Source organism: Bradyrhizobium sp. (assembly GCF_017881085.1).
GTDB lineage: Bacteria > Pseudomonadota > Alphaproteobacteria > Rhizobiales > Xanthobacteraceae > Bradyrhizobium.
In genome coordinates, this window is sequence record NZ_JADGRI010000021.1 from 1 (window position 1) to 21,657 (window position 21,657).

21 protein-coding genes are annotated in these 21,657 nt (G+C 64.8%); 13 read left to right on the forward strand and 8 right to left on the reverse strand.

Going from position 1 to position 21,657, the window contains the following annotated elements:
• The 6 genes from QZ213_RS03680 to QZ213_RS03705 form a co-directional block, all read left to right on the forward strand.
• The coding region (locus QZ213_RS03680) for a methylmalonyl-CoA mutase family protein (RefSeq protein WP_291684697.1) at positions 1 to 1,180 on the forward strand (1,180 nt) is incomplete at its 5' end.
• 2 nt (positions 1,181 to 1,182) lie between these two features.
• Positions 1,183 to 1,647, forward strand: coding sequence for a GFA family protein (locus tag QZ213_RS03685; RefSeq protein ID WP_291684698.1), 465 nt, complete (start codon positions 1,183 to 1,185; stop codon positions 1,645 to 1,647).
• A 42-nt stretch (positions 1,648 to 1,689) separates the two neighbouring features.
• Entirely contained in the window at positions 1,690 to 3,846 is a 2,157-nt protein-coding gene (scpA, locus tag QZ213_RS03690; RefSeq protein ID WP_291684699.1) for a methylmalonyl-CoA mutase, read from the forward strand.
• Positions 3,847 to 3,871: 25 nt separating this feature from the next.
• Positions 3,872 to 4,672, forward strand: coding sequence for a DUF3298 and DUF4163 domain-containing protein (locus QZ213_RS03695; RefSeq protein ID WP_291684700.1), 801 nt, complete (start codon positions 3,872 to 3,874; stop codon positions 4,670 to 4,672).
• Complete coding sequence (meaB, locus tag QZ213_RS03700; RefSeq protein ID WP_291684701.1) at positions 4,669 to 5,655, forward strand: methylmalonyl Co-A mutase-associated GTPase MeaB; 987 nt, start codon at positions 4,669 to 4,671, stop codon at positions 5,653 to 5,655. The genes QZ213_RS03695 and meaB overlap by 4 nt, the downstream gene beginning before the upstream one ends.
• 1 nt (position 5,656) lies before the next feature.
• Entirely contained in the window at positions 5,657 to 6,313 is a 657-nt protein-coding gene (locus tag QZ213_RS03705; RefSeq protein ID WP_291684702.1) for a pyroglutamyl-peptidase I, read from the forward strand.
• A gap of 28 nt (positions 6,314 to 6,341) precedes the next feature.
• Here the strand turns inward: QZ213_RS03705 and QZ213_RS03710 are convergent, their stop codons facing one another.
• On the reverse strand, positions 6,342 to 6,530 hold the full coding sequence (locus tag QZ213_RS03710) for a hypothetical protein (RefSeq protein ID WP_291684703.1): 189 nt from the start codon (positions 6,528 to 6,530) through the stop codon (positions 6,342 to 6,344).
• 49 nt (positions 6,531 to 6,579) lie between these two features.
• On the opposite strand from QZ213_RS03710, the gene argC reads away from it, so the two are divergent.
• The 3 genes from argC (at position 6,580) to QZ213_RS03725 (ending at position 9,599) form a co-directional block, all read left to right on the forward strand.
• Entirely contained in the window at positions 6,580 to 7,578 is a 999-nt protein-coding gene (gene argC / locus QZ213_RS03715) for an N-acetyl-gamma-glutamyl-phosphate reductase (protein WP_291684704.1), read from the forward strand.
• Positions 7,579 to 7,628: 50 nt separating this feature from the next.
• Positions 7,629 to 8,081 (forward strand): cupin domain-containing protein, encoded by a 453-nt coding sequence (locus QZ213_RS03720; RefSeq protein ID WP_291684705.1) that lies wholly within the window; start codon positions 7,629 to 7,631, stop codon positions 8,079 to 8,081.
• 147 nt (positions 8,082 to 8,228) lie between these two features.
• A complete protein-coding gene (locus tag QZ213_RS03725) occupies positions 8,229 to 9,599 on the forward strand; it encodes a TIGR03808 family TAT-translocated repetitive protein (RefSeq protein WP_291684706.1) in 1,371 nt (456 codons plus the stop codon).
• 3 nt (positions 9,600 to 9,602) lie between these two features.
• Here QZ213_RS03725 and QZ213_RS03730 read toward each other — a convergent pair whose 3' ends face one another.
• The 4 genes from QZ213_RS03730 to QZ213_RS03745 form a co-directional block, all read right to left on the reverse strand.
• Entirely contained in the window at positions 9,603 to 10,133 is a 531-nt protein-coding gene (locus QZ213_RS03730; RefSeq protein ID WP_365884997.1) for a TIGR03809 family protein, read from the reverse strand.
• A 502-nt stretch (positions 10,134 to 10,635) separates the two neighbouring features.
• Positions 10,636 to 12,255, reverse strand: coding sequence for a S8 family serine peptidase (locus QZ213_RS03735; RefSeq protein ID WP_291684707.1), 1,620 nt, complete (start codon positions 12,253 to 12,255; stop codon positions 10,636 to 10,638).
• Between the two features lie 70 nt (positions 12,256 to 12,325).
• Positions 12,326 to 13,024, reverse strand: coding sequence for a hypothetical protein (locus QZ213_RS03740; protein WP_291684708.1), 699 nt, complete (start codon positions 13,022 to 13,024; stop codon positions 12,326 to 12,328).
• On the reverse strand, positions 13,021 to 13,590 hold the full coding sequence (locus tag QZ213_RS03745) for a sigma-70 family RNA polymerase sigma factor (protein WP_291684709.1): 570 nt from the start codon (positions 13,588 to 13,590) through the stop codon (positions 13,021 to 13,023). Before QZ213_RS03745 ends, QZ213_RS03740 begins: the two co-directional genes overlap by 4 nt.
• 445 nt (positions 13,591 to 14,035) lie before the next feature.
• Here QZ213_RS03745 and QZ213_RS03750 point away from each other — a divergent pair, with 445 nt between their 5' ends.
• Together QZ213_RS03750 and QZ213_RS03755 are read left to right on the forward strand one after the other, a co-directional pair.
• On the forward strand, positions 14,036 to 15,190 hold the full coding sequence (locus QZ213_RS03750; RefSeq protein WP_291684710.1) for a GGDEF domain-containing protein: 1,155 nt from the start codon (positions 14,036 to 14,038) through the stop codon (positions 15,188 to 15,190).
• A gap of 63 nt (positions 15,191 to 15,253) precedes the next feature.
• Positions 15,254 to 16,369, forward strand: a complete 1,116-nt coding sequence (locus tag QZ213_RS03755) for a DUF2336 domain-containing protein (protein ID WP_291684711.1) — start codon at positions 15,254 to 15,256, stop codon at positions 16,367 to 16,369.
• Between the two features lie 40 nt (positions 16,370 to 16,409).
• On the opposite strand, the gene QZ213_RS03760 is transcribed toward QZ213_RS03755, so the two are convergent.
• Positions 16,410 to 17,048, reverse strand: a complete 639-nt coding sequence (locus tag QZ213_RS03760) for a DUF1109 domain-containing protein (RefSeq protein ID WP_291684712.1) — start codon at positions 17,046 to 17,048, stop codon at positions 16,410 to 16,412.
• A 2-nt stretch (positions 17,049 to 17,050) separates the two neighbouring features.
• Positions 17,051 to 17,596, reverse strand: coding sequence for a sigma-70 family RNA polymerase sigma factor (locus QZ213_RS03765; protein WP_291684713.1), 546 nt, complete (start codon positions 17,594 to 17,596; stop codon positions 17,051 to 17,053).
• Between the two features lie 352 nt (positions 17,597 to 17,948).
• On the opposite strand from QZ213_RS03765, the gene QZ213_RS03770 reads away from it, so the two are divergent.
• The gene (locus tag QZ213_RS03770) at positions 17,949 to 18,665 is read left to right on the forward strand and encodes a hypothetical protein (RefSeq protein ID WP_365885000.1); all 717 of its coding nucleotides are present in this window, start codon (positions 17,949 to 17,951) and stop codon (positions 18,663 to 18,665) included.
• Positions 18,666 to 18,846: 181 nt separating this feature from the next.
• Positions 18,847 to 19,626, forward strand: coding sequence for an enoyl-CoA hydratase (locus tag QZ213_RS03775; RefSeq protein WP_291684714.1), 780 nt, complete (start codon positions 18,847 to 18,849; stop codon positions 19,624 to 19,626).
• Between the two features lie 144 nt (positions 19,627 to 19,770).
• Here the strand turns inward: QZ213_RS03775 and QZ213_RS03780 are convergent, their stop codons facing one another.
• A complete protein-coding gene (locus QZ213_RS03780) occupies positions 19,771 to 21,633 on the reverse strand; it encodes an acetyl-CoA hydrolase/transferase C-terminal domain-containing protein (RefSeq protein WP_291684715.1) in 1,863 nt (620 codons plus the stop codon).
• Positions 21,634 to 21,657 lie beyond the last annotated feature (24 nt).

A 21,657-nucleotide genomic window follows, 5' to 3' on the forward strand; every position in this document is an offset into this window, starting at 1 on the left:
GGCGTTCGTGCTGGCGACCGGCGTCGCCTATCTGCGCGCGCTGGAGGGCGCCGGCGTGGCGCTTGGGGATGCGCAAGGCATGATCTATGCGCGGCTTTCTGCCGATGCCGATCAGTTCCTGACGCTGGCCAAATTCCGCGCGCTGCGGCTGTTGTGGGCACGGATCGAGCAGGCTTGCGGCCTCACGCCCAGGCCGATCTTCGTCGCCGCCGACACCGCATGGCGGATGCTGACGCAGCGCGACCCCTACGTGAACATGCTTCGCGCGACGATCGCGACCTTCTCCGCAGGGCTCGGCGGCGCCAACGCGATCACTGTGCTGCCGCATACGCTGGCGCTCGGATTGCCCGATCCGTTCGCGCGGCGCGTGGCGCGTAACACGCAACTGGTGCTGCTGGAGGAATCCAATCTGGCCAAAGTATCCGATCCGGCGGCCGGCTCGGGCGGAATCGAAAGCCTGACGCAACAGCTCTGCGAAGCCGCCTGGTCACTGTTCCAGGAGAGCGAGAACGCGGGCGGCGTATTTGCTTCGCTTGAGCAAAATCTGATCCAGCGCAAGGTCGCGGCAACGCGGGCCGTGCGCCAACAAAATATCGCCCGCCGCAAGGAAGTGCTGACCGGCGCCACAGAGTTCCCCAATCTGCATGAGGCCCAAGTCGCGGTGCTTGCCGCAAAGCCGGTTGTGCTGGCGCCGTATGGGGAAGCAAAATTCAAATTCGACGCGCTGCCACCGATGCGGCTGGCCGCCCCGTTCGAAGCCTTGCGCGACCGCTCGGATCAAATCCAGAAAGACAAAGGCGCGCGGCCAAAAATCTTTCTCGCCAATCTCGGCACAGCGGCCGACTTCACCGCACGCGCGACCTTTGCAAAAAGCTTCTTCGAGACCGGCGGCATCGAAGCCGTCGATACCGAAGGCTTTACCGATCCGGCGGCGCTTTCCACCGCGTTCAAAGCCTCCGGCGCCGCACTGGCCTGCCTGTGCTCGTCCGACAAGGTCTATGCCGGACGCGCCACCGCGGCGGCCGGGGCACTTCAAGCCGCGGGCGCCAAGCATATCTATCTGGCAGGCCGCCCGGGCGAACAGGAAGCCGTGTTCCGCGCCGCCGGCGTCAATGATTTTGTCATGGCCGGCGGCGACGCGCTAACCGTGCTGCAGGAGGCCCATCGGCTGACGGAGTGAGCATGACATCGGCGACAAAACCCGTTCTGACCGGCGGCTGCCAATGCGGCGCCATCCGCTTTGCGGTGGCGGCGCCACCGGTGAAGGTCAGCATCTGTCATTGCCGGATGTGCCAGAAGGCCTCCGGCGCGCCGTTCGCGTCCTTCGCCGACATCGAGCACTCCGATTTTGCCTGGACCCGCGGCAAGCCGGCCGCGTTCCGCTCCTCCTCCATCGCCGAGCGCGACTTCTGCGCCGGTTGCGGCACGCCGCTCAGCTTCCGCCGCATCGACGGCCCCCGGATCGAGATCATGACCGGCGCCTTCGACCGCCCCGACCGGGTGATACCGACGCTGCAATATGGCTCGGAATCCCGGCTTGGCTGGGTGGTCGGCATCGCCAACCTGCCGAGCCAGACCACGCTGCAGAACTACGGGGCGGAGAAGCTTTCAGGGATCGTCAACCACCAGCATCCGGACCATGATTAGGGATAGCGACCCCCGGGGGTCGCATGTGCTATGATGGAAACCATGAGCCGCATACCGAACTTTGCGAATATCGCCTTTGAGAAGACAGCTCCGGCCCAACCGGCCGGCGGCGCCGAGCCGTGGCTGACGCCCGAGGGCATCCTGGTAAAACCCGGCTACAGCGAAGCCGATCTCGAAGGCATCGATTTCCTCGAGACCTGGCCGGGCATCGCGCCCTATCTGCGCGGCCCCTACCCCACGATGTATGTCAACCAGCCCTGGACCATCAGGCAATACGCCGGGTTCTCCACGGCGGAGGATTCCAACGCGTTCTATCGCCGCAACCTCGCCGCCGGGCAAAAGGGCCTGTCCGTCGCGTTCGATCTTGCCACCCACCGCGGCTACGATTCCGACCATCCGCGCGTCACCGGCGATGTCGGCATGGCCGGGGTTGCGATCGATTCGATCTACGACATGCGCACGCTGTTTTCAGGCATCCCGCTCGACCAGATGAGCGTGTCGATGACCATGAACGGCGCGGTGCTGCCGATCCTGGCGCTGTTCGTCGCGGCCGCCGAGGAACAGGGCGTGCCGCCGGAGAAACTGTCGGGCACCATTCAGAACGACATTCTGAAAGAGTTCATGGTGCGCAACACCTACATCTATCCGCCGGCGCCCTCGATGCGGATCATCTCCGACATCTTTGCGTATACCTCGCAGAAGATGCCGAAATACAACTCCATCTCGATCTCCGGCTATCACATGCAGGAAGCCGGCGCGACGCAGGACCTCGAACTCGCCTATACGCTGGCGGACGGCGTCGAATATCTCCGCGCCGGGCTTGCCGCCGGCCTCGACGTCGACCGCTTCGCCCCGCGGCTGTCGTTCTTCTGGGCAATCGGCATGAATTTTTTCATGGAGGTGGCAAAAATGCGCGCGGCGCGGCTGTTGTGGGCCAAGCTGCTGACGCCATTCAATCCGAAGGACCCGCGCTCGCTCAGTCTGCGCACGCATTGCCAGACCTCGGGCTGGTCGCTGACTGCGCAGGACGTCTACAACAACGTGATGCGCACCACCATCGAGGCGATGGCTGCAACCCAGGGTCACACCCAGTCGCTGCACACCAATGCGCTCGACGAGGCGCTGGCGCTGCCGACCGATTTCTCGGCCCGCATCGCGCGCAACACCCAACTGTTCCTGCAGCAGGAAAGCGGTACCACCCGCATCATCGATCCCTGGGGCGGCTCCTATTATGTCGAGCGGCTGACCCGCGATCTCGCCGCCAAGGCCTGGGGTCATATCCAGGAGGTGGAAGCGCTCGGCGGCATGGCGAAAGCGATCGAGGCCGGCGTGCCAAAGCTGCGGATCGAGGAAGCCTCCGCCAAGACCCAAGCCCGGATCGACGCCGGCAAGCAGGCGGTGATCGGCGTCAACAAGTTCAAGCCAACCAACGAAGCGCCGATCGACGTCTTGAAGGTGGAAAACTCCATTGTGCGGCGGCTGCAGATCGACAAGCTGTCGCGGCTGAGAAAAGAGCGCAACCAGAAGGACGTCGACGACGCGCTGGCGGCACTGACCCGCAGTGCCGGCGAAGGCAACGGCAACCTTCTCGCGCTGGCCATCGATGCCGCGCGCGCCAAGGCCACCGTCGGCGAAATCTCGGACGCGATGGAAAAGGTGTTCGGGCGGCACCGCGCCGAGATCAAATCCATCACCGGCGTTTACAAGCGGGAGGCGGCCACCATGTCCAATCGGGTCGAGAAAGTGCAGGCGCTGATCGATGCGTTCGAAGACGCCGAGGGCCGCCGGCCGCGCATTCTGGTCGCCAAGATCGGCCAGGACGGCCACGACCGCGGCCAGAAGGTGATCGCCTCGGCATTTGCCGATGTTGGCTTCGACGTCGATATCGGGCCGCTGTTCGCCACTGCCGAGGAAGCGGCGCGGCAGGCGGTCGAGAACGACGTGCATATTCTCGGGCTATCGTCGCTCGCGGCAGCCCATCTCACCGCGGTGCCGGAACTGAAGGCCGCGCTGAAGAAGCAGGGCCGCGACGACATCATGATCATCATCGGCGGCGTGGTGCCGCCGCAGGATTACGATGCGCTGTACAAGGCCGGCGCCGAGGCGATCTTCCCGCCGGGCACGGTGATCGCGGACGCCGCCGAAGAGCTGATCCACAAGCTCAATGCGCGGCTCGGCCATAGCGAGGCGGCGGCGTAGCGCCGGCCCCCCTAAAGGATTTCCCTTGCGCCCCGCAGCATCCCTCTCGTTCGCCCGCAGGATAGGCTTCATCGGCGCGCTCACCTGCGTTGCAGCGGCCGCGACATTTGCCGCCGAACCCAAGCCCGACGCCGCGATCAAGAACAAGAACATCGACGCCAGCGTCCTGCTCGACGACAAGATCAAGGCCGATCCCGCGCTGGCCGCCGACTGTCTCGCCGAAGGCAAGAAGTGGATGGAAAAGAATGCCGCGGACGCGGCAGCTTCGCGCAAGCAGGACCCGGTGATGTTTCGCGACGGCGCCTGGACTTTTGAGCGCAAATACAGCGTCCGCTCCGTGGTCGACGGGCATTATGTCAGCGTCGTCAGGTCCGATTACATGAACACCGGCGGCGCGCATCCCAATTCGGACATCAATAGCGTCCTGTGGAATTCAGCCGCCAAGAAGCGCATCAGCATCCGCCCCTTCTTCATCGAAACCGCCGATAACGGCCCGACCATGACGGCGATGCGCAAGGCCGTGATCGTGTCGCTGAACAGCGAGAAGAAGAAACGCGACACCAGCGATACCGCCACGGCCGAGTGGTACAAGGGCGTCGAGCCCAAACTGCTCAAGATCGGCGCGGTGACGCTGGCGCCGTCGACCGACGCGGGCAAGAGCTCCGGCCTGACCTTTCACTATCCGCCCTATGCGGTCGGTCCCTATGCCGAAGGCGAATATGCCGCGTTCGTGCCGTGGGACACCCTGAAGCCGTATCTGACACCGGAAGGAACAAGGATCTTTGGTGGCGTACGGCCCAAGGGCGACGATGACGATGCGCGATGACCGGCCGTAGCCAGCTCGACATCGGCAAGCTCAGCGAAGAGCTGCGCGCCGGACAACGCGCGGCGCTGGCCCGCGCCATCACGCTGATCGAAAGCCGGCGCGGCGATCATCAGGCAGCAAGCCGCGATCTGGTGCAGGAGCTGCTGCCCGCTACCGGCAAGGCCGTTCGCGTCGGCATCACCGGCTCGCCCGGCGTCGGCAAATCCACCACCATCGACGCGCTCGGGATGTTCCTGATCGAGCGCGGGCACAAGGTGGCGGTGCTCGCGGTGGACCCCTCCTCCGCCCGCACCGGCGGCTCGATCCTCGGCGACAAGACTCGGATGGCGCGGCTGTCGGCTTCGGACAACGCCTATATCCGGCCCTCGCCGGCCTCCGGCACGCTCGGCGGTGTCGCGGCGAAAACCCGCGAGGCGATGCTGCTGTGCGAGGCCGCCGGCTTCGACGTAGTGCTGGTGGAAACCGTCGGCATCGGGCAATCCGAGACCGCGGTCTGCGACATGACCGATTTTTTCCTGGCGCTGATGCTGCCGGGTGCCGGCGACGAGCTGCAGGGCATCAAGAAGGGCCTGGTCGAACTCGCCGACATGATCGCAATCAACAAGGCCGACGGCGACAATATCAAGCGCGCCAATCTGGCCGCGGCGGAATATCGCGGCGCGCTGCATATCCTTAGCCCCCGTTCGGAGCACTGGCATCCACCGGTCCTGACCTATTCGGCGCTGACCGGCGCCGGCATCGGCGACCTCTGGCAGAAGGTTCTCGATCACCGCACCGCGATGAACGCGTCGGGCGAATTCGCCGCACGGCGGCGGCAGCAACAGATCAAATGGATGTGGTCGATGCTGGAACAGCGGATGATGGCGCGGCTGCGCTCCGACCCGGCGATCCGCGCCAAAGTGAAGAAGATCGAAGCCGAAGTCGCCGACGGCCGCATCACGCCGGCGCTGGCGGCGGACCGGATCGCGGATATGCTGAGGTGACATGAGCGAGAAACTGCGGATCCTCGTCACCGGTTTCGGTCCGTTTCCCGGTGCGCCGTTCAACCCGACGATGCCGCTGGTGAAGCGGCTGACGCAGCTGCGCCGGCCTGCTTTTGCCGACGTCGAACTGACCGGCCACATCTTCCATGTCACCTATGCAACGGTCGACCGGGAACTTCCCGAACTCATCGCCAAACATCGCCCGCAGGCGCTGCTGATGTTCGGCCTCGCCGATCGCACCGCGCATGTCCGGATCGAAACGCGCGCACGCAATGCCGTCACCACACGCTTCCCCGATGCCGATCGCAACCACGCGCGCAAGGGATCGATATCGGGCGGCGCCGACGCCACGACGTTCGGCCCGCACACCGCCAAACTGTTGCGCGCGGCCGTGGGCACCGGCGTCGATGCCCGGGCCTCGCGCGATGCCGGGAGTTATCTCTGCAATTACCTGAGCTGGCGCGCCAATGAAGCGGTTCATGCCAAGGAGAGCCCGCGCCTTGCCGCCTTCGTCCACATACCGCTGCTGGCGCGCGGCGGAACTTCCCGGCGCAAGGGCACGGCGCATCGCATCACGCTGGAAGAGCTGGTCGATGCCGGCGAGGCCATGCTGCTGGAACTGGTGAAGCTAACGCGAAGGGCACAGCGCGATCGCTAGTTCGCCGCCCGACCGCCGGGATGCCGCCTCAAATAACGGCTGCGTTGATTGCCTCGATCTTGACGACCCGGATAAATCGCAGCATATATCCGCCATGGCATTTGGCAGGACCATCCTCCGACGTCGCCGCCCGGCGCTCAACGCGCGGGAGCGATGACGGCTGCATGAATGCATCCGAGTTCGCTTGAAGCCGCGCCCCAAAGCGCGGCTTTTTCATTTCCGCTCCGCTGTCTCAACCGCCTTTCGCCACCTACGGGAAAAAGCACATGGCCAGCACCACCCTTGGCACCACTCTTGGCAAACCCTCCGGCGGGACCGCCGACAAGACCCGGATCAAGCCGGCGATCTTCATCGATGGCGAGGCCGGCACTACCGGCATCGAGATCCGCGACCAACTGTCCAAAGTCGACGCCGTCGAGGTGCTGTCCATTGCACCGGAGAAGCGCAAGGACCCCTCGGCGCGGAAGGCGCTGATGTCGGAGGTGGACCTCGTCGTTCTCTGCCTGCCGGACGAGGCGGCGAAGGAAGCTGTCGCACTCGCCGACGAGCTTGGCGCACGCGGCCCGCGTATTCTCGATGCCTCCTCGGCACACAGAGTCTCCGAAGGCTGGACCTATGGCTGGCCCGAGATGGACGCCACGCAACCTGATGCAATCGCGAGGTCGCGGCGGGTCTCCAACCCCGGCTGCTATCCGACCGGCGCCATTGCGCTCATCCGTCCGCTGGTCGAGGCCAACCTGATGCCCGCCGACTATCCGGTAACGGTCAACGCCGTATCGGGCTATTCCGGCGGCGGCAGGTCGATGATCGAAGCGTATCTGTCGGAGAAGGCTCCGCCCTTTGAACTTTACGGTCTCGGCCTCGAACACAAACATGTTCCCGAGCTACAAAAATACAGCAAGCTGACCCGCAGACCGATCTTCGTGCCGTCGGTCGGCAATTTCCGGAAGGGTATGCTTGTTTCAATACCGCTGCATCTCGATACCCTGCCCGGCAAGCCGAAAGCCCGCGATCTGCAGGCCGCGCTGGCGGCGCATTACCAGGGCGCCGAATGGGTAAAGGTGATCCCTGCGGACGACCCGTCGGTGAAGGCGGGGCGGCTCGACGCATTGGCTCTCAACGACACCAACCTGCTCGAGTTGCGTGTCTTCGGCAACGAGAAGTTTGGCCAGGCGGTTCTCGTCGCGCGTCTGGATAATCTGGGCAAAGGTGCTTCGGGAGCAGCCGTGCAGAACATCGGCATCATGCTTGGCGTCGAAACCTGAATTTCCAGGTGTTTTTTCCTGACATATCTTGGTCAAAGCGCGAGGTCGGGATGACGAAAAAGATCGATATCGCAAGCGCACCCGTTTCGGCCGGCTCTCGTTATCCGGAACCGCTCGCCTCGCCGTGCCGGAACAAGACCCGACACCGGCTGGCAATGGCGGCGGGGCTGAAGCAAATCGGCATCAATCTTCTGGTGCTGGACCCGGGTGCCTGGTCCAGCCAGAGGCATTGGCATACTCAGGCGGAAGAGTTCGTCTACGTGCTGGAGGGAGAGGTCGTGCTCGTCACGGAAGGCAGCGAGGAAGTCCTGCACGCGGGGGATTGCGCGGGCTTCCTTCCCGGCGATCCCGACGGACATCACCTGCAAAACCGATCCGGCGCGCCGGCGCGCGTTCTCGAGATCGGATCGGCCGGCCTGCGAAACGACGAGACGACCTATCCGGACGTCGATCTCCACGCTTCGGCGTCCGGATATTTTCACAGGGACGGAACACCGTATTGATGACGTCGAGCGCCACCTCGCCGCTCTGTTAACCCTACCCCCAACAATCGCCCTGTTCCGCCTTCCGCCACGCCGCGCGCAGCAGCAATTTCGCGCTACTCCACTGCAGCGGGCACGCGTCTGACGTTTCCGCAGGAAGCCGCGAACATGGTCGTCAATCGCCGCCATCTCATCGGAGCATCGGCCGCGGGCGTGGCGGGCGCGCTCGCGATGTCGCCCGACGCCGCCCGCGCCGCGCCGCTGACGTCGGCGCTCGGCCGCGATGCCACCCAATATGGCGTCCGCCCCGGCAGCCCCGACGACCAGACCAAAAACGTGCAGCGCGCGATCGACGACGCCGCGCGCGCACAAGTGCCGCTGGCGCTGCCGCCGGGGGTCTATCGCACCGGCATGCTTCGCCTGCAAAGCGGCACGCAGCTGATCGGCGTCCGCGGGGCGACCAGACTGGTCTTCACCGGCGGCGCGGCGATGTTTCAGGGCGAAGGCGCCGGCCACATCGGCCTCACCAACATCACGCTCGACGGCGGCAGCATAGCGCTGCCGACACGGCGCGGCCTGATACATTGTCTCGGTGGACGCGACATCCGCATCATCGATTGCGAGATCACCGGCAGCGGCGGCAATGGCATCTGGTTCGAGCAGGTCTCCGGCGACGTCAGCGGCAACATCATCACCAACACGGCGACCACGGCGATCCTGTCGTTCGACGCGCAGGGCCTCTCGGTGTCGCGTAACACCATTTCCGGCACCAGCGACAATGGCATCGAGATCCTGCGCACCGCGATCGGCGACGACGGCACGCTGGTCGCCGACAACCGCATCGAGGACATCAAGGCCGGCCCCGGCGGCTCCGGGCAATATGGCAACGCCATCAACGCCTTTCGCGCCGGCAACGTGATCGTGCGGGGTAACCGGATCCGCGACTGCGACTATTCCGCGGTGCGCGGCAATTCGGCCGCCAACATCCAGATATCAGGCAACAGCGTCAGCAACGTCCGCGAGGTGGCGCTGTATTCGGAGTTTTCCTTCGAGGGCGCGGTGATCGCCAACAACACCGTGGATGGCGCGGCGGTCGGCGTCTCCGTCTGTAATTTCAACGAGGGCGGCCGCCTCGCGGTCGTGCAGGGCAACATCATCCGCAATTTGTTGCCGAAGCGCCCGACCGGCACCGCGCCGGACGACGACGCCGGCATCGGCATCTATGTCGAGGCCGACACCTCGGTGACAGGCAATGTGATCGAGAACGCGCCGTCGTTCGGGATCGTCGCCGGCTGGGGCAAATATCTGCGCGACGTTTCGATCTCAGGCAACGTGATCCGCAAGGCTTTCGTCGGCATCGGCGTGTCGGTGGCCGAGGGCGCGGGGACGGCGCTGGTCAGCAACAACATGATCTCGGAGACGCCGCGCGGCGCCGTGGTCGGGCTAGACCACGCCCGCCCGGTTACGCCTGATCTTTCCGCCGAAGGGACGCAGCGCTTTTCCCAGGTGGTGATGGGGACGAACGCGGTGCGGCGATAGGTCCTACAGCGTGTTCCGCAGCAGCGGATAGCGCTCCGTTATGGCCGCGGCCATGTCCCTCAGCTCCCAGGTGTTATCCCGCACGGGCGCGGCGGATGCCTCTTCCGGACGAGCGGGTTCGGCTTCCGGGACAATCGAGATGATCGATCGCGGCGGTTCGGCTGCAATCGCCGCCGGCACCGGCCGATGAACAGGATCAGGCAAACGCTCGACCCGCGGCAGCTTCGTCCTCGGGCGGCCGAGCCAGGCCATGTCGATGGCGGTGTTGTTGGGGGCGGCTTCGCGCGATGAAAGATCGCGCCAGGTTTCGACCGCGGTCTTGGCTTCCTGGATGTTTTCAAGAAAATCGAGTTCGCTGTGAAAGCGGCGCCAGCGGCCGGTCTCGAACAATTCGGTGAGGTATTCGAGGCGCTGCTCGGCAAGAGCGCACCAGCGCGCGACGACATCGCGGCCGCGTGCCACGTCGAGTTGATGTGTCATGAACCAGCCCGTAAGGAGAGAAAAACGGACGCTGACGCAACCGGCACGAATCAATCACACGTGACAGAGATATTTTGTGGAAAACCCTCACAAAGTCTAGCGAGCCATGCTATCGGCCGCGAATTATCGAACAAAAGCCGTAGTCACCCGGGGGCTTTCCTTCCTGCCGGCGGTCAAGGCGCGTGCCGCCATGGCCGCATTTCGGAGTCCCGCGCGCGCGGGCGAACGGGCGATATCAGCGTTTTTCATTGGATCGACGGATCGAAAACGGCGCCAGAAACGAGAGACCCGTCCGGGGGGACAACCGGACGGGTCAAGCCATATGGGCGCTTGGGGTGGATGGGCGCTCGCGCCGAATACAGCCTCGATGGGGAGGGATTACCGCTCCCACCTTTATTCTGTCGCGGGAGGGCCGCCACACGTTCAAACCGGAAGCGAATTTTTTTGACTTTTTGGCAGGCTCTTCCAGAGCGCTTCCAAGCGCCAGGAAAACGCGTCAAATCAGGAATCTAACGCTCCGTTTTCGATCGAAACGTAAGCGGCTTCGGGCAGGAACTTACCGGGCGGTGGAGCGATCTGCCGCAGCCGGTCTGTCGGCGGCCATGGCGGCAGCCGGCGCGTTCAAGGCGCGGGTCGCGGGCGCGTCCTCCCGGTCCGGCCCTTTTACGGCCGCAGGCGTCGGCGCATCGGTTGCCGCGACCAGCGCTGCGCTGGCGACCGCCGAGACCGCCGCATAGGCATCCGCTTCACCCGCGCCGAACAGATCGTCACGGCCCGGCGGGCCGAGATCGCGGGCGGTCTTCATCAGGATCGCGCGCACCTCGTCTGGCTTCAACGCAGGATTGCGCTCGAGCATCAGGGCGGCGAGGCCGGAAACGTAGGCGGCGGAAAACGAAGTGCCCGACGTCATCTGATATTTTTCGTCCGGCGCCGGCAGGAAGATGTCGACGCCGGGCGCGGCGACGGCGATGTAGGCGCCCCGATTCGACGCCGCGAACAATTTATCCTGAGCGTCGGTGGCGCTGACGGCGATCACATTGGCGTTGGCGGCCGGATAGAGCGGCAGCGATTTCGGCCCGGCGTTGCCGCTGGCTGCGACCATCAAAATGCCCTTGGCGGCAGTCGCGGCGATACCGCGTTCGATCAGCGGATCCTTCGGCCCCGCGAAGCTCATATTGACGATCCGCGCGCCATGCGAGGCGGCGTAGTCGAGCCCCTTCAGCACCACGAACGTCGTGCTTGCCGTACCGTTCGGCGCGGTGCCGAAGGCGCGGATCGCCAGAAGTCGCGCCGCCGGCGCGCTCCCCATCAGCCGGGCATGCGCCACGATCGCGCCCGCGACGCCGGTGCCGTGGACATGCGGACCTTCCTTGCTGCCAAGCGCATCGAAGCTGTCGGCGACCGCACCGGCAAGTTCGGGATGCCTGACGTCGATACCGGAATCGATCACGGCGACGGTGACGTCGGCGCCGTGCGCCAGCGTATGGGCCTCGGGCAACCGAAGTTTGGCAAGCGCATATTGTGCGGGATCGCCCTCGGTCGCTACAACTTTCTGGTCCTGCAGCAGATAGCGGAAGTTCGCCTGCACGGAATGAACGCCGGCCTCCGCGGCGAACTCGCGGCTGACGGTCTCGACCGGGCGGCGGTCGGTGATGCGGAACAGGCCGATGGTGGCGCCGACAAGCGGAAAATTCTGCGACCGCAGACGGGCAAGCCCGTGGCGCCGCGCCATCGCGTCGGCCTGCGTATCGGTCAGCGCGCCGTCGATCTCGGCCACGATTTCGTTCGCGACCGTGTGCAGGTTGGCATCCGCCGTCCGCAAGACGTTGCGGCGCGGACCGCCATTCTTGCCCTTGCCCGACGCCCCGCCGCTACCGCCGCCATCGGTCGACACAACCGCCTGATCCAGGCATTGGCCGTCGCCGTCGCGATAGGCGGAGCCGCAGGCCGGACGGATCCTGAGGTTCGGCGACGTCCTGCCGATTGCCGTCACCGATCTGGCGGCGATGTTCGGATCGACCCGCGGCGCTATCGTCGGATTGATGGCCGGAATGCGCGACCCGATGTTGATGCTGGGCGCGCGTGCGAAGTTTTGCGCGTAAACGGCCGATCCATCGAGACAGACGAGCGGCAGAGCCGCGCATATCAGGGTCAACGCCGCGCGCCGCGCGGTCATCCGCCAATTCGCACGATCTTGGACCATGGGGACCCCGGCCTATCCGCTCATACTCAAAACGCCGCGCGGCCTAGGGCGTCGGCACCGCAAGACTGACGATCTTCTCGCGCTGCAGCTTGCTCATCAGTGCCGCGATTTCTTCCCTGCTCATCGCCCTGTTGCCGAATCGCAGCCGAAACATGCCGCCCTTGGCGCCATCGACGATCGAGGCCTGGTAGTTGTCGAGCAGCGCCGTGATATCGGTCATGCGCGCGTCCGGCGCGAACCGTACGAGCGCGTGCGGCGGCGCGCCGCCTGCGAGGTCGCGGGTGACGGGTTCATTGGTGCTCAACGACGCCGTCTGGAACGTGGAGTTCTGGTTCTTGACCAGCACCGCGCCGATCACTCCTGCCTGCAGCAACAGCGCGAGCGCGCCCAGGCTCGCCGACCAGGCCAGCGTCCGCGGCGAGAGCTTCGCGAAAAACCCCGAAAAGCGCGCGGAGAAATGAAGCGAAGCCGACGGCTGGCGCACCGGCTCCGCGTCTATTGCCGCAAACAGCTTCTGCATGGCGCGCGCCGACGGCGCACCGAGGCTTTCATTGAGATGAATGGTTTCGGCATACTCTTCCCGGATCACGGCGTATTGCCGGGCCAGCTCGGGATCGCGCGCCAGCGCTTCCTCGACGCGGCGGGCATCGCGCGCGTTCAGCGTGCCGGCCGCGTGAAATGGCAACAGCATTTCTATTTCACTGGGCTCTTGCTCCAGCATCTTCTTACTCGCTGCCATCATGGCCAACCTCGTTCCACGCCGGCTGCCTTCAGCAGCTCGGCCAGTTTCTTGCGCGCATAAAACAGGCGCGTCTTCACGGTATTCTCCGGAATGCCGACGATTTCAGCCACTTCCTCCACGGATTTCTCGTGGTAGTAGACGAGATCGACGATCTCCCGGTGGTCCGCCGACAATGCGGTCAGGCACTTGCGCAACGCTTCACTGGTACCCTTCTTCTGCGCCGCCACTTCCGGATCGTCGGACGCATCCTCGATCGCATTGGCGGCCTCATCGTCCAGTTCGACATCCTTCCGGCGCCGCAGCGCGGACAGGGCCTTGAATCGCGTAATCGCCAGCAGCCAGGTGGTAACGGCGGATCGGCCTTCGAACTTGCCAGCCTGGCGCCACACATCGAGGAATACCTCGCTGACGAGATCTTCCGCGACCTGTTCGTCCCGAACGAGACGAAGCCCGAAACGGAACACCCTGACATGGTGCCGTCCATACAGCACCTGCATGGCGAGGCGGTCGCCTTGAGCGATCCGAGCGATCAGGACGTCGTCCGAAGCCGCCTGTGTCGCGCTCAATGGCCGTCTCGCAAGGTTGGTCGGATTGGGTTGGCTGGTGGTTCGATGCGAAAGGCAAGATTCTTTAAATTATCGCAAGCGGCGGACTGTATCTGTGACGTACCCCACAGAGCGAAATTTTCCGGCAACGGTCGGGCCTGCCGGCAGCAATAATTCGAAAATACCGGTATCATAATACAGAAATAACCTCTTCGCGCCCGGCCCCGTCCGCGGACAACCTTACCAAGGCTTTGCCGACAAAACAGCTCCGATGGAACCGGCGCGCCAAGACTGCCGGCCGCCCCCGTCCGGCGCATTGGCTCATGTTACCCCGATCCGGCTAATTTCCATTGCCAAACAAGGGCAAAAGCAACCCTTTTGCGATCCGGAGCCGGTTCCAAAAGATACCAAACCTAAAGGCTTCCCCCGTAGATTTTTCGGCCTGAGTTCCATTGACGGCGAGATCATGGGCACCGCTGCGTCGCCTTTTCCGCATCCGATTGCGGCTGAACTGGAAGGCGTAGGTCCCAAACCTACGGTCAAGGTGCTGTCGCGCCGCGCCGGACAGCGCCGTCAGATTCAGGCCACGATCGCGGCCAGCTACCTCATCGATGCCCTGGTGCTTTCGATCTACGCCCGCGCAGGCGACATACCTGCGGCCATCGGCCCGGCATTTGCCGCGTGCGGTCTCGTCTCCATCGCCTTCTATCTGGTGCTTTCGGAAACCGGATTCACCGAGCGCTTTCAGGATCACTATTTCGTCGCGCCGCAATTGATCGTCAGCGCGGCGATCATGCTGGCCTTCACCTATATTGCGCCCGAAGTCGGCGTGATGTTTCTGTGCACGCTGTTCGTCGTGTTCAATTTCGGTTCGCTGCGCTCCCCGCCGCGGCAGACCGTCATTGTCTGGACCGCGACCGCGTTTGGCCTCGCCGCGCTGTTTCTGTTGACCGACAAGCCTATCTCGATGCCGCACGACACCTATCTGGAGCGCGTCGCGACCATGTTGGTGTTCGTCCTGACCATTGGTCGCTGCATGTTCCTCGGCATGTTCTCCTCTTCGATGCGCCGGTCGCTCTATGCGAACGGTGTCAAGCTCCGGGAAGCCTACAAGCGCATCGAGGAGCTCGCCGAACTCGACGAGCTGACCGGATCCTTCAACCGCCGCTGCATCATGCGGATGCTGGGTGACGAGATCACGCGCGGACATCGCATCAACACGCCCTGCTCGATCGCGCTGATCGATCTCGACTGGTTCAAGCGTATCAACGACTCCTACGGCCACCCCACCGGCGACGAGGTGCTCAGGACCTTCGCGATCACCGTGTTTGCCAATATCCGCAGCATCGACAGGTTCGGCCGCTACGGCGGCGAGGAATTCCTGCTGGTGCTTCCCGACACGTCGAATGACGCCGCCACGCGCATCCTGGACCGGCTGCGGGCGATCATCGCCGATCTCGACTGGAGCGCGTTCTCGCCCCGGATGCGGGTGACGATATCCGCAGGCGTCGCGACGCTGGCACCGGACGAGACCGCCGACACATTTCTCGCGCGCGCCGACGGCGCGCTTTACGCAGCCAAAGCACGGGGGCGCAACCGCATCGCCAGCGCCTTATCCTAGTCACAGTGTTTCCGGCGCCGGAGAAACCGTCGTCGTTTTGTTCGTATGCTCCAGGATAGAGTCATGAGTCCGAAATCTGCCGCTATTTCCGAAAGTCTGCTCGACGAGTTGCAGACTACGCTCGCGCACGGCACCGTCGCGCGCCGGGTCGAGACGCTTCGCCGCGTGACCGACTTGTTCATCAACGGCGCGGTGGATTTTTCGGATGAACAGATCGGACTGTTCGACGACGTCTTCCGGTGCCTGACGGAACACATCGAGGCCTCCGCCAGGGCGCTGCTCTCCAACCGGCTGGCGCCGATCGACACGGCGCCGCCGCTTACCATTCGCGCGCTGGCTTACGACGACCTGATCGAGGTCGCAGCTCCGGTACTGTCGCGGTCGGAACGGCTCGACGATGAAACGCTGATCAAGACCGCGCGCAACAAGAGCCAGGCGCATTTGATGGCGATCTCGGTGCGCAGGGTATTGAGCGGCGCGGTCACCGACGTGCTGGTGCAGCGCGGCAATGACGAGGTGATCCAGAGCACCGTCAACAATCCCGGCGCGGAATTTTCCGAGGGCGGCTTCACCGAGCTGGTCGATCGCGCCGAGGGAGACGACGATCTTGTCACCTGCCTCGCCATGCGTCCGACGATCCCGCGGCATCTCTACCTGAAGCTGCTCGCCAAGGCTTCCGCGACGGTGCGGGAACGGCTCGAGGCCGCCCACCCGCAGCAGGCCGAGGATGTGCCGTCCGCGGTGCGCGAGGCGACACGACGCGCGCGCTCCGCGCCCTCGGCCGTCACCCGGGAAACCGCGATCGCCCATGCGCTCGTCAAATCACTCCACGAGGACGGCAGGCTCGACGAGCATCAGGTGACGACGTTTGCGGAGGCCGGCAAGTTCGACGAAGCCAACGCCTCGATTGCAGCGCTTGCCAACGTCTCGCTGTCGATCGCCGAGAACATGATGATCGAAACCCGCGCCGAAGGCGTCATGATCCTGGCCAAGGTCTCGGGGATGTCGTGGTCGACGGTGAAGGCGATCATCGAGATGCGCGACAATCTTTCGGGCGGGGAGGCGACCGATCTTGCGGCATGCAAGGCCACCTATGAACGGCTGCGGCCCTCGACCGCGCAGCAGGTGCTGCGCTTCCACCGCATGCAGCAGACTGCGGCACCCGTGCCGGCGAAGTGATGCGGTATTCAAGCAGACCCGATCGGGCGCCGGCGGCGCGCTAAAACCGCAGGACCTTCGATCCCGCCAGCGCGCCGATCGCGGTTACCAGCGCGGCGGCGATCGTGTACCAGGTCGCCACGAACAGTGGCGAATCGTCGGTGCAGTGTGAGGCATACAGCGTCGCCGCCAGGCCCGCCGACAACAGCCCGGCGATCGCACCGGCGACCGCGGGCCGCGTCGGCGCGCCGTGGCGCAAGCCGATCAGCGCCGCCGCCAGCAGCGGTAACGACATCAGCGGGATCGCGGTAAGGCAGGCCCGCGAATTGTTGCCGACCAGACGCGTCATCATCGGCAGCCGCTGCGGCAGCATCATTTCGCTTGCGATCCCGCCGACCAGAAGCCCCGCCGGAATCAGGAGCAGCCACGCCCAGCCGCGCAGCGATGCTTCCGGCCGCGACAGATGCAGGCCGATGGCGATCGCCGAGATCGCCAGCGCCAGCGTCACGGCGAACTTCAGATCGAAGAACGGATTATGCATCGCGGTCATCACGTCCGGACGGACGCCTAAGCTCGCGAAGAACATCGCCGCTGAAACCGGCGCAGCTGACAGCAGCGCCAGCGCCAACACCAACCCGACCGGCTTGGCGTGGTGTGCGTTGTCGGCGGCAAGGGAGCGAATGAGCTGATCGGTTTCCATTCTCACTGCTCCCGTAGCTTGGCGGTGAGGCTGGCAAGCCCGCGATGCAGCGCCACCCGCACCGCGCCCTCGCTCATCGAAAACTTCGCCGCCGTGTCCTTGATCGATGCGGCCTCGACGGCGATCGATTGCAGGATCTCGCGCTGGCGCGCCGGCAGCGACTGCAGCTGGGCCGCGACCTCGCCGGCCGGCGCGGTCTCGACGGCGGGCTCGCCCGGCAGCGTGTCGGCGAAATCGTCGATGTTGACGAAAACCCGGCGGCCGCGGCGGCGCAGCGCATCGATCAGCTTGTTGCGCGCGATTGCAAACAGCCACGGCGCGAACGGCGCATTGGCGTCCCAAGTATGCCGCTTCAGATGCACCGCCAACAAAATGTCCTGCACAATGTCCTCGGATTGATCGACCGGTTGCCCTGCCCGCGCCAGCCCGCGGCGCGCCGCGGCCCGCAGCACCGGCGTGACGGCCCTGAGCAGACGATGATACGCCGCATTATCGCCCGACACGGCCAGCCGCATCAGGCCGGTCCATTCGTCTTCACGTTCGCGCACGCGCGCTCCCACACTGCAATTCGGTCGATCTTACAATTTGTTACGCCAGGGGGCTTCGATCACGAAGTCGTGATCATTACCTCCGGAGTCGTCGGGGACCGTGCCGCGCGATCATGGAATCACGGCGACCGCTTCCCTCCACCTCAGGCTCATACCATCGAACCGATCCGCCGGCACCCGATGGCTGGATTCCGGAAAAATCGCGGCCGAAAGGCCGGGAGTCGTTCGCCCGCAATGCGGCTGCCCTGCTTTTGCCCGGCGCAACCCGAAGATTCCCTTTTTTTGCCGCGCTGCCGACACGTCCCGAGGTCTCCTTTCGCGCTGGGCGGGCGGCCTAAGGGGAGATCAGCGCATGATCATCAAAGCCAGCGGACGCTCGGCGTTGCTACTGGCAGCCGGGCTCTTTGTGTGTTTCGCGGGACCATCGCAAGCGGCGGCGGGTGCGGAAGACGCGGCCGCAGCTGCGACATCGGAAACTGCCGGGGCGCCGATCGCGCTCCACAAATACGCCAGACACGGTTCGCGCCACTTGAAAAAATACGCGCATCGCAGATCGGACAAGGTCGCGCAGAAAGCCTCGGCCAGCGACAAGACGGCCGACGCGGCCGATGGTAGCGACGGTTCATCCCCGATCCCGCCATCGGTGGCCAACGCCAATGCGCAACTGGCTGCTTCGCAAGCGACATCAACCGATACACCGACCGGCAATGCCGCCAAGGCGATGGCCGCGAGGGCTAACAGTATTCTGCAGACCACACCGGACAAGCCGGCCGACGCCCAGCCGATGGCCGACGTCCAGCCGGCTGGCGACGCCCCATCTGACGCCGCGGTCGTTGCCGCCGATCAGCTCAACGACGTCGACCGTGCAGTGCGCCAGAGTACGCCGGCGGCAGGCAAGTCCCCCGCACCGCCCCTGGCGATAGCTTCGGCCGAGGCATCCGCCGCACCTGCACCTGCCAACGGCAGCGACAGCACGGCCTGGGACCAGACCTCCCTGATCGGGAAGATCTTCATCGCCTTCGGCGCGCTGCTGACGATGGCCTCCGCCGCACGCATGTTCATGGCGTAGCCCGCATTCCGGGCGCAAGCGAAGCAATCCTAAGGCCCCGAGCGAGAGGCCGGATGCTCGTCGCTTGCGCGCCCCGCAATGACCGTGCTGGTGCTCGCGCGCAGGCGCCGGTTCCACTCTCCACTTGATGCCCACCCCGCCAGCGGGCACATTGCCCGCGAAATCAGGCCCGGGGTGGATCATGAGCACATTCGAATACATCATCGTGGAAAGCAAAGGCGCGGTGGGCATCGTCACGCTCAATCGCCCGAAGATGCTCAATGCGCTCTCCTTCGGCGTGTTCGAGGAGATCGCCGCGGCGATCGACGACCTCGAAGCCGATGACGGAATCGGGTGCATCCTGCTGGCCGGCGGTGAAAAGGCGTTTGCCGCGGGCGCCGACATCAAGGAGATGCAGCCCAAGACCTTCATCGACATGTTTTCCAGCGATTTCGCCGCTGTTGGAGGCGACCGCGTCGCCAAATGCCGCAAGCCGACGATCGCGGCCGTCAGCGGCTACGCGCTCGGCGGCGGCTGCGAGCTGGCGATGATGTGCGACATCATCATTGCTGCCGATACCGCGAAATTCGGCCAGCCGGAAATTACGCTCGGCACCATTCCCGGCATCGGCGGAACGCAGCGGCTGACGCGCGCGATCGGCAAATCCAAGGCGATGGATTTGTGCCTGACCGGACGGATGATGGATGCCGCCGAGGCGGAACGGTCCGGACTGGTCAGCCGCGTGGTGCCGGCGGACAAGCTAATGGCCGAAGCGCTGGCGGCGGCGGAAAAGATCGCCTCGATGTCGCGTCCCGCGGCGGCGATGGCGAAGGAGGCCATCAACCGCGCCTTCGAAACGCCGCTGTCCGAGGGGCTCAACGTCGAACGCAACCTGTTCCATTCGAGCTTCGCCCTGGAAGACCGCTCCGAGGGCATGGCGGCGTTCATCGAGAAGCGCAAGCCGGTGAACAAGAATCGATAAGGTTTCGTCATCCCTGCGTAACGGCTCCGCCGTTATTGCTGGAGGTGCGAGCGCTTGCGAGCCTCCAAGGATGACTTCAGGTACGCGGCCCATACTTCGGGACGCCGCTTCGCGGCTCCTCAGGATGACGCTGTTGCTTGCAGCCTATGCCCCGCGGCTTCGCGCCAGCGCCGCGCTGACCAGCGCACGGTAGGCGCGTTCGGTTAGCGACGCCGGCTTGTCGAGGCCGAGCCGCGCCAGGCATTCGCTGTCGGGAGCATCAGGACGGCCGGTGAACCCCTGCCACAACAATCCTGCCAGACGCAGCGGCACGCGTTCCGCGTCCTGCAGCAGTTGCAGCGCCGGAATCAGCCGCTGCTCGATATCGGTAAAGTCGCTGCCGAATGGAAATGACGGCAGCAGGCCGGCCTCGCGCGCCGGCTTTAGCGCGCGCACGATCCGCTCCGGATGGTTGTCGCGGTGCGCGCCCGGAATTTCGAAATTCTTCGGCAGCTTGCCGGCGTCCTTGGCCTGGCGCGCGAGTTCGTCCTGGAAGCGGGAATCGGCGACCTGCAGCATCGCTGCGATCACATCGGAGTCGGACTTTCCCCTGATATCGGCGACGCCATATTCGGTGACGACGACATCGCGCAGGTGCCGCGGAATGGTCTCGTGGCCGTAGCTCCAGCGGATATTGGATTGCGGCCTGGCGCCGGCCTGCCGGGTCGCTTCGACCGCGAGGATCGAGCGCGCGCCGGCAAGCGCGAACGCCTGGGCCACGAAATTATACTGGCCGCCGACGCCGCTCACGACCTGCCCGTTTTCGAGGCCGTCGGAAATCCCGGCCCCCATCAAGGTCGCCATCATCGCGCTGTTGACGAAGCGAGCATCGACGCGGGCGCGCCGCTTGGCCTCTTCCTCGCCATAGAGCTCGTTGGTGAAGGATACCGGCGCCATCTGGATCCGAGCGATCCTGTCGGGCGTCATCTCGCGCAGCGCCCGATAGAACGATTTCGGCCCGAGAAAAAACGCACCGTGCAGCACGACACCGTCGACCTCGCGCTTGAGAATACCGGCGTCGATCAAGGCGAGAAAGGCTTCGAACAGCATCTCGCTGACGCCATAGAGCCCCTTTTCGAATGATCCGGTTTCCAGCGCTGCGGGCGGTCCCGATCCGGGCACGAGCCGCGTCATGATTTCGCGGAATTGCGCATTGTCGCGATGACGAACGATCAGCCCCTGCGCCAGCGCGTCACCAACCTGCCCGATGCCGATCTGCAGGGTGCCGCCATCGCGTACCAGACCGGCCGCGTGAAGACCGATGGCGTATCTGGTGTCGCTGATCGGCTCGGCTGGCGGTGCGAACAGCGGAAAGTCGGTCGCGGGGCTGTCGAGCACCGCGCTGAACTCATCTGCCGGCAGATCGGCGGCGCCCGGCATGAACGGCAGTTCGGAATTGACCTGCCCGACCAGTTTGAACGACGCGCGGCCCTCGTTGCGGGCGCGCAGCAGTTCCAGCGTGATGTCGGTATTGCAGCTCAGGCTGTAGCGCGGCACGCCATCGACGATCCGCTTGGCCACGAGTTGCACGGCGACGTTCACCCCTGCCGCGATCAAATCGGATGCAGCGTGGGTATAGTTCGCGGAAATATAGTGCTGCTGCGCCGCAGGCACGTGCAGCCACCGTCCTGCCAGGAAGAAGAATTCGGTCACGTGAATGTTGGGCGGAAGCGCACCTGCCCGCAGCGCTTCGGCATAGGCAAGATCGGGATAGCCGCCAAATAGCCGGTCGATCACCGGCGCGATGAAGCGCCACTGCAGCAGATTCTTCGGTTTCGGCTTTTCCAGCGTCAGCGCGGTGAAGAAGGTCAGGTTGATCGACCGGTCGGCGCTGGCGCGCGCATAGAGCGCGTTGACGATGTGATTCGCCTTGCCGAGCCCGAGCGGCAACCCGACCACCAGATTGGTCCCGACGTCGCGGATGATATCCTCCGCGATCGCCTCGGGGTCGGAAAACAGTTTCGGCATCCATATCCTGTCTGCAGCAACGCG